This window comes from Streptomyces sp. NPDC048255 (assembly GCF_040652415.1).
In the GTDB taxonomy this organism is placed as follows: Bacteria; Actinomycetota; Actinomycetes; order Streptomycetales; family Streptomycetaceae; genus Streptomyces.
In genome coordinates this window covers 52,840-66,649 of record NZ_JBEZMA010000032.1, presented here as the reverse complement: position 1 = coordinate 66,649, position 13,810 = coordinate 52,840, and the positions used below count along the sequence as shown (strand labels likewise).

General features: G+C 70.7%; 8 protein-coding genes. 5 read left to right on the top strand and 3 right to left on the bottom strand.

What is annotated here, in order from left to right:
- Positions 1-33: 33 nt before the first annotated feature.
- Together ngcE and acnA are read right to left on the bottom strand one after the other, a co-directional pair.
- On the bottom strand, positions 34-1,485 hold the full coding sequence (gene ngcE / locus AB0D94_RS23900; RefSeq protein WP_362055283.1) for an N-acetylglucosamine/diacetylchitobiose ABC transporter substrate-binding protein: 1,452 nt from the start codon (positions 1,483-1,485) through the stop codon (positions 34-36).
- A gap of 323 nt (positions 1,486-1,808) precedes the next feature.
- The gene (acnA, locus tag AB0D94_RS23895) at positions 1,809-4,523 is read right to left on the bottom strand and encodes an aconitate hydratase AcnA (protein WP_362055281.1); all 2,715 of its coding nucleotides are present in this window, start codon (positions 4,521-4,523) and stop codon (positions 1,809-1,811) included.
- 380 nt (positions 4,524-4,903) lie between these two features.
- Here acnA and AB0D94_RS23890 point away from each other — a divergent pair, with 380 nt between their 5' ends.
- The 4 genes from AB0D94_RS23890 to AB0D94_RS23875 all read left to right on the top strand — a co-directional run bounded on the left by AB0D94_RS23890 (position 4,904) and on the right by AB0D94_RS23875 (position 10,017).
- On the top strand, positions 4,904-5,803 hold the full coding sequence (locus tag AB0D94_RS23890) for a transglutaminase domain-containing protein (RefSeq protein WP_362055279.1): 900 nt from the start codon (positions 4,904-4,906) through the stop codon (positions 5,801-5,803).
- A 340-nt stretch (positions 5,804-6,143) separates the two neighbouring features.
- Complete coding sequence (locus AB0D94_RS23885) at positions 6,144-7,673, top strand: UDP-N-acetylglucosamine 1-carboxyvinyltransferase (protein ID WP_362055277.1); 1,530 nt, start codon at positions 6,144-6,146, stop codon at positions 7,671-7,673.
- A gap of 352 nt (positions 7,674-8,025) precedes the next feature.
- Positions 8,026-9,426, top strand: a complete 1,401-nt coding sequence (locus AB0D94_RS23880) for a cytochrome P450 (protein ID WP_362055275.1) — start codon at positions 8,026-8,028, stop codon at positions 9,424-9,426.
- Positions 9,427-9,450: 24 nt separating this feature from the next.
- The gene (locus tag AB0D94_RS23875; protein WP_362055273.1) at positions 9,451-10,017 is read left to right on the top strand and encodes a hypothetical protein; all 567 of its coding nucleotides are present in this window, start codon (positions 9,451-9,453) and stop codon (positions 10,015-10,017) included.
- Here AB0D94_RS23875 and AB0D94_RS23870 read toward each other — a convergent pair.
- On the bottom strand, positions 10,014-11,570 hold the full coding sequence (locus AB0D94_RS23870; RefSeq protein ID WP_362055271.1) for an MFS transporter: 1,557 nt from the start codon (positions 11,568-11,570) through the stop codon (positions 10,014-10,016). The two genes, AB0D94_RS23875 and AB0D94_RS23870, sit on opposite strands and share 4 nt — an antisense overlap.
- A gap of 277 nt (positions 11,571-11,847) precedes the next feature.
- Between AB0D94_RS23870 and AB0D94_RS23865 the strand changes: the two genes are divergently transcribed.
- Positions 11,848-13,755: a prolyl oligopeptidase family serine peptidase gene (locus tag AB0D94_RS23865; protein WP_362055269.1), complete on the top strand. Its 1,908-nt coding sequence runs from the start codon at positions 11,848-11,850 to the stop codon at positions 13,753-13,755.
- Positions 13,756-13,810 lie beyond the last annotated feature (55 nt).

Genomic DNA, 13,810 nt, shown 5'->3' with positions numbered 1-13,810 from the left:
CCTGGTGTTGCCGGGTGTCCGGTGGGCGCGGTGTCAGCTGCGGCGGTTGTTCTTGGCGTTCGGGTCCTTGGCCGCCTTGTCTACCGCAGCCTGGGCCCGCTTGATCCATTCCTTCGGCTGGATCCGCTGGGCCATCAGCTCATTGGACGCGTTCTGGATCTCGGTGTCCATCTCGCTGTACCAGTCGGTGTAGCGGTAGCTGAAGGTGTTGGTGCCGGCTCCCTTGAGGGCGTCCACCGTCGACTGGGTGCCCGGCCGCAGCTTGACGTTCGGGTCCACGCCGTCCTTGACGACGGTGAGGGAGTTGGCCTGCTGGGCGAAGATCGTCGACCATTCGCGGGACAGCATCGAGCGCAGGAACTCCAGGCCCGCGGCCTTGTTGGCGGCCTTCTCGGGGACGATGAAGGGCTCGTCGACGCCGGCCCGGATGGCCTCGAAGGGCATCTTGCTGTCGGCGAGCACCGGTACCGGCAGGAACTTCATGTCGAAGTCCGGCGGGGTCTGCTTCAGCTGCTCGTTCTCCAGCCAGGAGCCGGAGGGGATGAAGGCCGCCTTGTACTCGTTCCAGGCGGTCTGGGACTCCGTGTGGGTGAGGCCGTTGGTGCCCGGCATCAGCAGGCCCTTCTCGACCACCTCGTAGACCGCCTCGACCGCGGCGAGGGCGGCCGGGTTGCCCTCGAAGGCGTTCGGCTCCAGGTGGTCGATGGCCTTCAGGGCCTCCAGGCCGCCCTTCTTGGCGATCAGGTCCATGATGACGACGTTGATGTAGTACGGGTGCTTGCCCTGGTGGGCGAGGCCGCCGATGCCCGCCTCCTTGGCCTGGGTGCAGACGGCCAGGAACTCGTCCCAGGTCTTCGGCGGGGTCCAGCCCTTCTCCTTGAAGAGCTTGCCGGAGTACCAGAAGCCGAAGACGGCGTACACGTACTTCAGGGTGACGTACTTGCCGCCCTGTTTGCCCTGGTCGACGGCTCCGTCGACCAGGGTGTCGCGGACCTTCTTGGTCGGGTCGTCGAGCGAGGGGGCGTCGAGGACCGCGGTGAGGTCGGCGAGCTGGCCGCTCTTGGCGAGGACGTCCAGCGGGATCTTCTGGGCGCCGGAGTCGTCGACGACGTCCGGCGGATTGCCTCCGTTGAAGCGCGGCTGGAGCTTGGCGGTGATCTCCTGGGTGCCCAGGTGGGAGCTGGTGGTGCCCCACTTCTTGTCGAAGGCGGCCTCCCAGGCCTTCGCGTAGTCGTCACCGAAGCCGCCCTTGAAGACGACGACGTCCAGCTTGCTGCCCTTGGCGACGCCGAAGGGGTTCTCCTTGGTCACCACACCCTTGTCGGGACCCTTCGTGGAGTTCTCCTCGCCGCCCGAGGCGCACGCGGACAGGAAGCTCATCGTCGGCACGGTGATGAGGCCGAGTGCCGCGGAGCGCTTGATCAGGTCACGGCGGCCGAGGCCGGCGCCGTTGCTGTTCTCGCCGTGGGCGGAGGTGGATCCCATGCTCAAGTCCTCGCCTTCGTCAGGAGTGTGAAGGAGAGGGGAATACACGGCAGTTGCCCCACGTACGGGCAACGCCGCAGGTCCCCGCTCTCCCCCGGTCCGGGGCCGCTCGTTTGGCGATGATCCGGACGGGCACAGGTATAGTCCACTTCAGCTCGTGTGAGCAAGATCATGCGCAAGGATGACCGCCAGCTTTTCCGAGTTGAGACCTGTCCGTCATCTGGCACCGCCACCACGAAAAGCGGAAGGGCCGTACCCCCTTAACGGGGATACGGCCCTTTGGTGCCGAATGGCGCGGGTCCGGAATGCGGACCCGTCCGGACTCAGCCGCGGATGAGGTTCCGCAGGACGTACTGCATGATGCCGCCGTTGCGGTAGTAGTCCGCCTCACCCGGCGTGTCGATGCGGACGACCGCGTCGAACTCCACGCCCGTGTCGGTGATCACCTTGACCGTGCGCGGGGTGGTGCCGTTGTTCAGCTCCTCCACACCGGTGAAGGCGAAGGTCTCCTCGCCGGTCAGGCCCAGGGAGGCGGCGGTGGCGCCCTCCGGGAACTGGAGCGGGAGGACACCCATGCCGATCAGGTTCGAGCGGTGGATGCGCTCGTAGGACTCGGCGATGACGGCCTTGACGCCGAGCAGCGCGGTGCCCTTGGCCGCCCAGTCACGGGAGGAGCCGGAGCCGTACTCCTTGCCCGCCAGGATGACCAGCGGGATGCCGGCGGCCTGGTAGTTCTGCGAGGCGTCGTAGATGAAGGAGACCGGCGCGCCCTCGACGGTGAAGTCGCGGGTGAAGCCGCCCTCGGTGCCCGGCGCGATCTGGTTGCGCAGGCGGATGTTGGCGAACGTACCGCGGATCATGACCTCGTGGTTGCCGCGGCGGGAACCGTACGAGTTGAAGTCGCGGCGCTCGACGCCGTGCTCGGTGAGGTACTTGCCGGCCGGGGTGTCGGCCTTGATCGCACCGGCCGGGGAGATGTGGTCGGTGGTGACCGAGTCGCCCAGCTTCGCCAGCACGCGGGCGCCGGCGATGTCGGAGACCGGGGTGGTCTCCATCGTCATGCCCTCGAAGTAGGGGGGCTTACGGACGTAGGTGGACTGCGGGTCCCACTCGAAGGTGTTGCCGGTCGGGATCGACAGCGCCTGCCACTGGGCGTCGCCCGCGAAGACGTCCTGGTAGGACTTGCTGAACATGTCCTCGCCGATGGCGTTCGCCACGACGTCGTTGACCTCGGCCTCGGAGGGCCAGATGTCCTTGAGGAAGACCGGGTTGCCCTCGGTGTCGATGCCGATGGCCTCGGTGGTGATGTCCACCTTCATGGAGCCGGCGATGGCGTACGCGACGACCAGCGGCGGGGAGGCCAGGTAGTTCATCTTGACGTCGGGGTTGATCCGGCCCTCGAAGTTGCGGTTGCCCGAGAGGACCGAGGTGACCGCGAGGTCGTGCTCGTTGATCGCCTTCGAGATCTCCTCGTCCAGCGGACCGGAGTTGCCGATGCAGGTGGTGCAGCCGTACCCGACGAGGTTGAAGCCCATCTTGTCGAGGTACGGGGTCAGGCCGGCCTTGTCGAAGTAGTCGGTGACGACCTTCGAGCCCGGGGCCAGGGTGGTCTTGACCCACGGCTTGCGGGACAGGCCCTTCTCGACCGCCTTCTTGGCCACGAGCGCCGCGGCGACCATGACGTAGGGGTTCGAGGTGTTGGTGCAGGAGGTGATCGCGGCGACGGTGACGGCGCCGTGGTCGATCTCGAAGGAGGAGCCGTCGGCCAGGGTGACCAGCGTCGGGCGGGTCGGGACGCCGTCGACGGTGGCCGGGGAGTCGGAGGCCGGGAAGGACTCCTTGCCCGCCTCGTCGTCGTCCTCGACGTAGTTGCGCACGTCCAGCGCGAACTGCTGGGAGGCGTTGGCGAGGACGATGCGGTCCTGCGGGCGCTTCGGGCCGGCGATGGAGGGGACGACCGTGGAGAGGTCGAGCTCCAGCTTCTCCGAGAAGTCCGGCTCGGCGGCCGGGTCCAGCCACAGGCCCTGCTCCTTGGCGTACGCCTCGACGAGCGCGACCTGCTGGGCGTCGCGGCCGGTCAGGCGCAGGTACTTCAGGGTCTCGTCGTCGATCGGGAAGATCGCGGCGGTGGAGCCGAACTCCGGCGACATGTTGCCGATGGTGGCGCGGTTCGCGAGGGAGGTGGCGGCGACGCCCTCACCGTAGAACTCGACGAACTTGCCGACGACGCCGTGCTTGCGCAGCATCTCGGTGATGGTGAGCACGAGGTCGGTGGCGGTGGTGCCGGTGGGCAGCTCGCCGGTCAGCTTGAAGCCCACGACGCGCGGGATCAGCATGGAGACCGGCTGGCCGAGCATCGCGGCCTCGGCCTCGATGCCGCCGACGCCCCAGCCCAGCACGCCCAGGCCGTTGACCATGGTGGTGTGCGAGTCGGTGCCGACGAGGGTGTCGGGGTAGGCCTGGCCGTTGCGGACCATGACCGTGCGGGCCAGGTGCTCGATGTTGACCTGGTGGACGATGCCGGTGCCCGGGGGGACGACCTTGAAGTCGTCGAAGGCGGTCTGGCCCCAGCGCAGGAACTGGTAGCGCTCCTTGTTGCGGCCGTACTCCAGCTCGACGTTCTGCGCGAAGGCGTCCTTCGTGCCGAACTTGTCGGCGATGACCGAGTGGTCGATGACCATCTCGGCGGGCGAGAGCGGGTTGATCTTCGCCGGGTCGCCGCCGAGGGCCTTCACGGCCTCGCGCATGGTGGCGAGGTCCACGACGCAGGGAACGCCGGTGAAGTCCTGCATGATCACGCGGGCCGGCGTGAACTGGATCTCCTCGCTGGGCTGGGCCTGCGAGTCCCAGTTCCCGAGCGACCGGATGTGGTCGGCGGTGATGTTCGCGCCGTCCTCGGTACGGAGCAGGTTCTCCAGCAGCACCTTCAGGCTGTAGGGAAGGCGGGCGGAGCCCTCAACCTTGTCCAGCCGGAAGATCTCGTACGACTCGTCGCCCACCTGCAGCGTGCTGCGGGCGTCGAAGCTGTTCGCCGACACGACAGTCTCCTTCATGCATGAATTCGCGCGTATTTACCGCATCCTGCCGCCACGCCCCTTGGCCAATCCGCTAAGGTAAGGCTAAGTTAGGTAACCCTTACCAGCGGGGGCGGCTGCGGTACGCCTTCGGCAGATATCTCGATGTCGAGATAACTCTAGTACATGTCCGGGCGCGGAGACGAGGCACGCACCCGCGCCCGCCCGGGCGAGCGGCCGGGCGGCCGCCCCGGCCTGCCCGGATTCCGCGCGCGGGGCGACCCCTGGGGCCCCGCGTAAAGCGCAGGGCAGGGGGCCGGGACATCCGTCATTGAACGCGTTCATATTTTCTGTCAGGATGCGTCCAGCCTTCCGCAGGACGGCTGGACGAAAGGACGCCGGCCATGACGAGTTCCCTTCTCAGGCCGCGGCGCCGCGCCCGCGCCGCCGTCGCGGGCGGCGAGGCGGTGGTGGCGGGGAGCACCGCGCCGACCCGGATCCTGGACTGGCGCGATCCGCGCGTCGCCGCGCTGGTACGTGAGCTCGGCGCGGCTCCGGCGGGCGGAGCCGCGGCGGAGTCGGCGGAGTCGGCGGAGTCGGCGGAGTCGGCGGAGTCGGCAGACCTTGGAAAGCCGGCGGAGCCGGCGGACGCGGCCCGGCAGGTCGAGGCCCTGCACCGCGCCCACCGGTGGATCGCCGCGGCCGTACGGCCGGTGTACTCGGTGCAGGACGAGCGGCCCGTGTCGGAGGTGCTGCGACTGGGCCGGGGGTCGTGCAGCCAGCGGATGGCCGTCCTGGAGGCGGTCGCGCGGGCGTCCGGGGTGCCGACGCGGGTGCGCGGCCTGCTGGTGGACGGTACCTTCTGGTACCCGCGCTTCCCCCGGCTGCGCCGGATCGTCCCGGACCAGGTGCTGCTGGCCTGGCCGGAGTTCCGCCCCGGGGGTCCCGCCGCGCCCTGGCTCACGGTCTCGGAACTCTTCGGCGGGCTGCGCCCCCTGGATGCGGAGCCCGGCGAAGGCTTCACCAACGCCGGGGCGGAGACCCTCTTCGAGGCGCTGTCCCGGACGGCGATCGACTGGGACGCGGTGCCGGTCTGCCCGAGCGCGGGCCCCGCAGCCGGTTCCGGAGCGGACGCGGGGACGGGGACGGGGCCCTCTTGCGACCTCTCCGCGTACGTCCTGGCGGACCTCGGCCACTACGACTCGCGCGACGAGCTCTTCGCCCGGCACGGCCAGACCCTCTGCGGGATGGCGAGGATGCTGGCGGAACCGGTCCTGGGCCGCCGCGCGGCGGGCGCGGCGTAGGGCCCGACGCACGCGCAACGGCTGGCGACCGAGGGGCCGAACGGGGCAGATGTCCGTAATTGGCGCTATGCCCCGACCCCGAGGACCGCAGGCACAGCGCCATCACCCTCACACCGCCGGGCCGCAGGCGGCTGCGCAAGCCGGACCAACTGCTCGACGCCGCACAGCAGGAGCCCCTGACCCCCTGTCCGCGCCGGAACGGGAGCAGCTCGTTCACCTGCTCGGCCGTATCGTCGCGCACCACTCCGGGGCCGGACCCACCATGGGAGCTGACGGTCGGTAACACCCGTTCGCCACACCCGATGCCAGCCGCATCTCATATCTGAGATAACGTGCACCCATGGCAGACGACTACCTCGTACGCATCGGCAAGCTCATCCGTGACGCCCGGCAGCACCGGGGCTGGACACAGAGTCAGCTCGCCGACGCCCTCGGCACCAGCCAGAGTGCCGTGAACCGCATCGAGCGCGGCAATCAGAACATCAGCCTTGAGATGATCGCCCGCATCGGTGAAGCCCTCGACAGCGAGATCGTCTCTCTGGGCTACGCCGGACCGATGCACCTGCGGGTCGTCGGAGGCCGTCGGCTGTCCGGTTCCATCGACGTCAAGACGAGCAAGAACGCGTGCGTGGCCCTGCTGTGCGCCTCCCTTCTCAACAAGGGCCGTACGGTGCTGCGGCGGGTGGCCCGCATCGAGGAGGTCTACCGCCTGCTGGAGGTCCTCAACTCCATCGGCGTCCGCACCCGCTGGATCAACGACGGCGTGGACCTGGAGCTGATCCCGCCGGCCCGCCTCGACATGGAGGCCATGGACGCCGACGCGGCGCGCCGGACCCGGAGCATCATCATGTTCCTGGGCCCCCTGCTGCACCGGATGGACACCTTCCGCCTGCCCTACGCCGGCGGCTGCGACCTCGGCACCCGCACCATCGAGCCGCACATGATCGCGCTGCGCCGCTTCGGCCTGGACATCACCGCGACCGAGGGCATCTACCACGCGAAGGTCGCGTCCGGGGTCTCCCCCGACCGGCCGATCGTGCTGACCGAGCGCGGGGACACGGTCACCGAGAACGCGCTGCTGGCCGCCGCGCGGCACGACGGCGTCACCGTCATCCGCAACGCCTCCTCCAACTACATGGTCCAGGACCTCTGCTTCTTCCTGGAGGCGCTCGGGGTCGAGGTCGAGGGCGTCGGCACCACCACGCTGACCGTCCACGGCATCCCCAACATCGACGTTGACGTGGACTACTCCCCCTCCGAGGACCCGGTCGAGGCGATGAGCCTGCTCGCCGCCGCGGTCGTCACGGAGTCGGAGCTGACCATCCGCCGGGTCCCGATCGAGTTCATGGAGATCGAGCTCGCGGTGCTGGAGGAGATGGGCCTCGACCACGACCGCTCGGCGGAGTACCCGGCGGACAACGGCCGCACCCGCCTGGTGGACCTGACGGTGCGCCCCTCCAAGCTCGAAGCCCCGATCGACAAGATCCACCCGATGCCCTTCCCCGGGCTGAACATCGACAACGTCCCGTTCTTCGCGGCCATCGCCGCCGTCGCCCAGGGCCAGACCCTGATCCACGACTGGGTGTACGACAACCGGGCCATCTACCTGACGGACCTGAACCGCCTCGGCGGCCGCCTCCAACTCCTGGACCCCCACCGCGTCCTGGTCGAGGGCCCCACCCGCTGGCGCGCGGCGGAGATGATGTGCCCGCCGGCCCTGCGCCCTGCGGTGGTCGTCCTCCTGGCGATGATGGCGGCGGAGGGCACCTCGGTGCTCCGCAACGTCTACGTCATCAACCGCGGGTACGAGGAACTGGCCGAGCGCCTCAACTCGGTCGGCGCGCAGATCGAGATCTTCCGCGACATCTAGGAAGGGTCATTTCCCTTCAGGTCCGGCGATTCTCCTCGGCGCTCGGCCGCATACGAAAAAGCCCCCGCGCGGTGCGTGCGGGGGCCTTTTCGTGGACCTGGGTCTACCAGCCGTGGCGCTTGTTCCAGTTCGAGACGGAGATCGCGTAGAAGATGTTCCCGATTCCGGCGGTGAACAGGAACAGGACCACGTGGACGCCGACGCTCTGGGTCTTGCGGTAGCCGCGGCCGCCGTGGGCGGCGGCAGCGGCGGAGGACGAGGAACGGCGGGATTCGGCCTGATGGCGAGTCGGCTCTCGCCGCGGGACGCGGTGACCGGCAGAATCGTCCGTACGTACGAACGAGGGGCGGGCATGGCAAGCGGAACGAACACAGGTGTCGGCGCGGAGGTCCCCGGTCTCGCGGGAGTTCCGCTGCTCGGGTCGCTGTTCGACCTGAAGTCGGACTCGCTGGGCACCTATCTGCGGGCCCAGCACGAGCACGGTGACGTCGTACGGATCAGCGCCGGCCCGCCCGGGCTGCGCGCCGAGCTGTTCTGCGTGTTCTCGGCCGAGGGCGCCCAGCAGGTGCTCGCCTCGGAATCGGCCAACTTCCGCAAGGACAACCCCTTTTACCAGGAGGTCCGGGACTCCTTCGGCAACGGTCTGCTGACCAGCCAGGACGAGGACTACCTGCGCCAGCGCCGGCTGGTGCAGCCGTTGTTCACCCGGCGCCGGGTGGACGGCTACGCCGACGCCGTGGCCACCGAGACCCGGTCGACCATCGACGCCTGGCGGGATGCTCCGGACGGGGTCATCGACGTCTCCGAGGCGATGATGCACCTGGCTCTGCGCGCGGTCGCGAGGATCCTCTTCGGCACCGACGTGGAGGCCACCGTCGACGTCGTGGACCGGTCCTTCCCGGTCATCACGGACTACGTCCTGCGCCGCGGCTACTCCCCCGCCAACATCCCGCGCAGCTGGCCGACCCCGGCCAACAAGCGGGCCGCCGCCGCGATGGAGGAGCTCTACGCGGTGTGCGACAGGATCATCGCCGAGCGGCGCGGCGCGGCAGCCGGCCCGGACGGTACGCGGGACGGTGCGGGCGAGGACCTGCTGACCCTGCTCGCCGCCGCCAGGAGTTCGGACGACGGCGAGTTCGACGCCGCCGAGCTGCGCGACCAGGTGCTGATCTTCCTGCTCGCCGGGCACGAGACGACCGCCACCTCCCTCGCCTTCTCCCTGCACCTGCTGGCCCGCCACCCCGAGCAGCAGGACCGGGCCCGCGAGGAGATCTCCCGGGTGCTGGGCGACCGTACGCCCGAGGCCGCCGACCTGGACCGGCTCCCGTACCTCACGCAGGTGCTCAAGGAGGCGATGCGCCTCTACCCGGCCGCCCCGGTGATCGGCCGCAGGGCCGTCGCCGCCACCCGGGTCGGGGAGCACACCGTCCCCGCGGGCGCGGACGTGATCCTCGCCCCGTGGGTGACGCACCGTCATGAGCGCTACTGGCCCGACCCCGACCGCTTCGACCCCGACCGCTTCACCCCGGAGGCGGAGGCGCAGCGGCCCCGCTACGCCTGGTTCCCCTTCGGCGGGGGTCCGCGCGCCTGCATCGGCCAGCACTTCTCGATGCTGGAGTCGGTGATCGCGCTGGCGATGATCCTGCGGGCGTACGAGTTCGAGGCCGTGGACACCGACATCCCCGTCAGCGCCGGGATCACCCTGCGGACGGACGGCCCCGCACGCTGCCGCGTGAGGAATTCGGCCAGGTGAGAGCCCCCGTGCGATCATGGCTCGATGGATGAGGAGATCCCGGGGCGCCTGAGCCCCCATGTCCGGCGGCCCGCGCGGGCCATGCTGCCGGGCTCGCCCGCCCGGCTGCCGCTGATGCGCCGGATCGGCAACTTCTTCCTCCTCCGTTTCGTGTTCGCGCTGCCCGACGATCTCGCGGACGCGGTGGCCGCGCTCCTCGACCCCTTCCAGCGGGCCGCCCGGCTGATCGGGCGGCTCTTCCACGGCCCGGCCCTGCACGGCGGCTGGGACAGCGAGGCCGGCCGGCTCGCGCTCGCCCTGCACGGCTTCCACTGGACGCACTGGCACACCGAGACCGAAGGGCCGTACGCCACCTTCACCGCGGGCCCGGAGAGCCCTGGCAAGCTCACCGTCCGCCCGCCCTGGGGCCGCGGCGACCCGGGCTGCGAGTCCCACCTCGTGGCCTGCACCCTGCGCCGCGTCCCCCGGCCCCGCCGCCGGCCGACCCGGGTGGACCTGGCCTTCGCGGACGGCTCCTGGCTGGCGCTGTGGATGAACACCCGCGCGGACGCCTTCCGGTTGCGGGCGCTCCTGACCCCGGAATCCCCCTAGGAGCTGGCCTTCGCCGCCGGGGTGTGGTTTCCCTGGAGCCGTTCGAGGTCGGACGGGCGGACCTGGATGGCGGCCAGGGCGATCACCGCCCCGACGAGGGTGAACAGGGCCGCCACCACGAAGGCGGCGCTGACGCCCGAGGTGAGCACCTGGTCGGCCCACGGTTTGGGCAGCTGTCCGGTGCGCCGGAAGTAGGCCATCTCCTCGGGGTTCGCCGAGCGGAGGAAGGCCGGCACCTGGTCCCTGGCCTCGTTGCGGCTGGCCGTGCCGAAGACGGTGACCAGGATCGACAGGCCGAGGGAACCGCCGACCTGCTGCATCGTGTTGAGCAGCCCGGACGCGGCGCCCGACTCCCGGTCGGGGACGTCGGACAGGGCCATCAGCGTCAGTGAGACGAACTGCAGGCCCATGCCGGTGGCGAACACGAGCACCGGACCGAGGAGGCTGCCCAGGTACGTCGAGTGGATGTCAGTCTGGGTGAGCCAGGCGAGACCGGCCGCGCAGCACAGGGCGCCTGTGACCATGAAGGGCTTGGGCCCGAACCTCGGCAGCAGTTGCGAGGCGAACCCGGCCGCCACCGCCACCATGACGCTGACCGGCAGGAAGGCGAGGCCGGCCTGCAGGGGGCTGAAGCCGAGCACGTTCTGCACGAACAGCGTCAGGAAGAAGAACATGCCGAAGATCGCGCAGGCCAGGAAGAGCATCATCCCGTAGGTCCCGGCCCGGTTCCGGTCGGCGAACATGTGCAGCGGGGTGATGGGCTGCGGCGAGCGCCGCTCGTTGAGGACGAAGAGGGTCAGCAGGACCACGGCGGCGCCGAAGGAACTGAGGGTGAACCCGTCGCGCCAGCCTTCCTGGGAGGCGCGGATGAAGCCGTAGACCAGCGCGACCATGCCGGTGGTGGAGAGCAGCGCGCCCATGAAGTCGAAGTGTCCGGGGCGGCGTTCGGACTCGTGGAGCACTTTCACGGCCATCAGCGCGATGACCACGGCGATCGGGACGTTGACGAAGAGCACCCAGCGCCAGTTGAGCCATTCGACGAGCACGCCGCCGGCGAGCAGGCCGATCGCGCCGCCGCCGGCCGACACCGCCGCGAACACCCCGAAGGCCCGGTTGCGTTCGGGGCCTTCGCGGAAGGTGGTGGTGATCAGGGCGAGGCAGGTCGGGGAGGCGATGGCGCCGCCGACGCCCTGGAGGGCGCGGGCGGCGAGCAACTGGCCCTCGTTCTGGGCGAATCCGCCGAGCAGCGAGGCGAGCCCGAAGAGCAGGATGCCGGAGATGAACACACGTTTGCGGCCGAGGATGTCGCCGGTGCGGCCGCCGAGGAGGAGCAGTCCGCCGAAGGTGAGGGTGTAGGCGTTGACGACCCAGGAGAGGCTCTCGGTCGAGAAGTCGAGCGCGGTCTGGATGTGCGGCAGCGCGATGTTCACGATGGTGATGTCGAGAACGACCATGAGCTGGCAGGAGGCGATGACGAACAGTGCGAGTCCGCTTCCGTTTCCCTGGACCTTGCCGTCGGTCCCGGTGCTGTTCGGCGATGCGTTCCGGTCCACCCTCACGACGCTAAGCCCGCACCCCTGGGGTCACCACTCGAACGGCCTAGTGTGGGTGACATTTCACATGTCACACTACGATCATGGATGACTTCCTCAGGCTCTCCGCGAGCACGGCCCGTTTCACCTACGGCGCCCCGCGCGCGTTCACCTTCGGGGACGACGGCCGGCTGCTCTGGTTCCTCCGCTCCGGTGGACCCACCGACCCCTTCGAGAGCCTCTGGGTGCTCGAAACGGCCACCGGAACCGAGACCCGGCTTGCCGACCCCCGCGAACTGTGCCCCGAGCCCGGCACCCTCCCCGACGCCGAACGCCGGCTGCGCGAGCGGACCCGGCTCGTCGCCGCCGGCATCGGCTCGTACGCGCTCTCGGGCGACGGCCGGCGCGCCGTCTTCGCGCTCCACGGCCGGCTCTACGGGGTCTCCTACGAGGGGCCCGCAGGGCCCGGCCCGGGTCCGCCGGGACCGCCGGGGCGCCCGAGGAGATCCCGGCCGCCGGACCCGCGGTCGACCCCCGCCCCAACTCCGACGGCTCCCGCACCGCCTACGTCAGCGAGGACGCCCTGCACCTCGCCCCGGGCGGCCGGATCAGCCCCGCCGACGGGGCCCGCTGGGGGCTCGCCGAGTTCGCGGCCGCCGAGGAGCTCGGCCGCGCCCGGGGCCACTGGTGGTCGCCCGACGGGGTCCGCCTGCTGGCCGCCCGGGTCGACGAGACCGCGCTCCAGCGCCGCTGGTTCGCCGACCCCGCACACCCCGAGCTCCCGGCCGAGGACTTCGCGTACCCCGAGGCGGGCGGGCCCAACGCCGGGGTCCAGCTGTGGGTGCTCGGCGAGGGCGAGGCCCCCGTACGGCTCGACTGGGACGCCGAGGAGTACCCGTACGTCTCCGACGCCGACTGGTCCGCCGGGGACACCGCCGCCGGGGAGATCCTGCTGACCGTGCAGGACCGGCTCCAGCGGACCGTCCTGCTGCTCTCCGCCGACCCGGCCACCGGACGCACCCGGGAACTGTCGCGCACCACGCACCCGCAGTGGGTGGACCCGATGGTGCCGGGCACCCCCGCGCGCCTGCCCGACGGGCGGATGCTGACCGCCGCCGACACCCCGGGCGGGACCGCCCGCGCCCTCGCCGTGGACGGCGAACTCCTCACCGGCGAGGGCCTCCAGGTCCGCCGCGTGGCCGGGCACCACGAGGGGGCCCTGCTGATCGAGGCCGGGCAGCGCGACCCCTCCGAGCAGCAAGTGCTGCTCCTCGACCCCGCGACCGGGAAGCTGACCGCCCTCGCCGACGGGCCCGGGGTGCACACCGTCCTCGCCTCCGCCGGGTCGCTGCTGCTGACCTCGGCCGACGCCGACGGAATACGCCGGACCGTACGCACCGCCGACGGGCGGGAGTTCACCCCCCTCGACCTGTCCGAGCCACTGCCCCACCGGGTGGTCCCCGTCCTGGAACGGGTGACCGAGCACGGTGTGCCCACCGCCCTGGTCCTGCCCCGCGGCCACGTCCCCGGCCGCCGGCTCCCCGTACTGGTGGACGCGTACGGCGGCCCCGGCTACCAGGACATCAGCGCCGAACCCCGCCGCTGGCAGGCCAAGCAGTGGTGGGCCGACCAGGGCTTCGCGGTGGTCACCGTCGACAACCGCGGCACCCCCTACGTCTCGCCCGCCTTCACCCACGCCATGTACCGCGGCTTCTCCGAGGTCACCATGGAGGACCAGGTCGCGGCGCTCCGGGCGCTCGGCGCCCGCCACCCCGACCTCGACCTCGGCCGGGTCGGCGTACGCGGCTGGTCCTACGGCGGCTACCTGGCGGCGATGGCCGTGCTGCGCCGCCCGGACGTCTACCACGCGGCGGCCGCCGGGGCCGCGCCCACCGACTTCCGGCACTACGACACCGCCTACACCGAGCGGTACCTGGGCCTCCCCCACGAGCACCCGGAGGTGTACGAGCGGGACTGCCTGATCCCCGACGCCCCGAAGCTGACCCGGCCGCTGCTGCTGACCACGGGCCTGGCCGACGACAACGTCCACCCCTCGCACACCCTGCGCCTCTCCCAGGCCCTGACGGACGCGGGCCGCCCCCACCAGCTGCTGGCCCTGCCGGGCGTCACCCACATGACCCCGGGCGGCACCCGGGAGAAGCTGATGGCCCTGGAACTGGAGTTCTTCCGCCGCGAACTCGCCTAACGGGCTGCCCCGCGATTGCTGGGTCCGAGCGTATGACGCCGCTCGGAGCGAGAGT

What these genes read in the sequence shown, in the direction of transcription:
- AB0D94_RS23875 (WP_362055273.1), top strand. Translation starts at nt 9,451, where the DNA reads ATGGATGAGGAGATCCCGGGGCGCCTGAGCCCCCATGTCCGGCGGCCC.
- ngcE (WP_362055283.1), bottom strand. Translation starts at nt 1,485, where the DNA reads ATGGGATCCACCTCCGCCCACGGCGAGAACAGCAACGGCGCCGGCCTC.
- AB0D94_RS23885 (WP_362055277.1), top strand. Translation starts at nt 6,144, where the DNA reads ATGGCAGACGACTACCTCGTACGCATCGGCAAGCTCATCCGTGACGCC.
- AB0D94_RS23880 (WP_362055275.1), top strand. Translation starts at nt 8,026, where the DNA reads ATGGCAAGCGGAACGAACACAGGTGTCGGCGCGGAGGTCCCCGGTCTC.
- AB0D94_RS23890 (WP_362055279.1), top strand. Translation starts at nt 4,904, where the DNA reads ATGACGAGTTCCCTTCTCAGGCCGCGGCGCCGCGCCCGCGCCGCCGTC.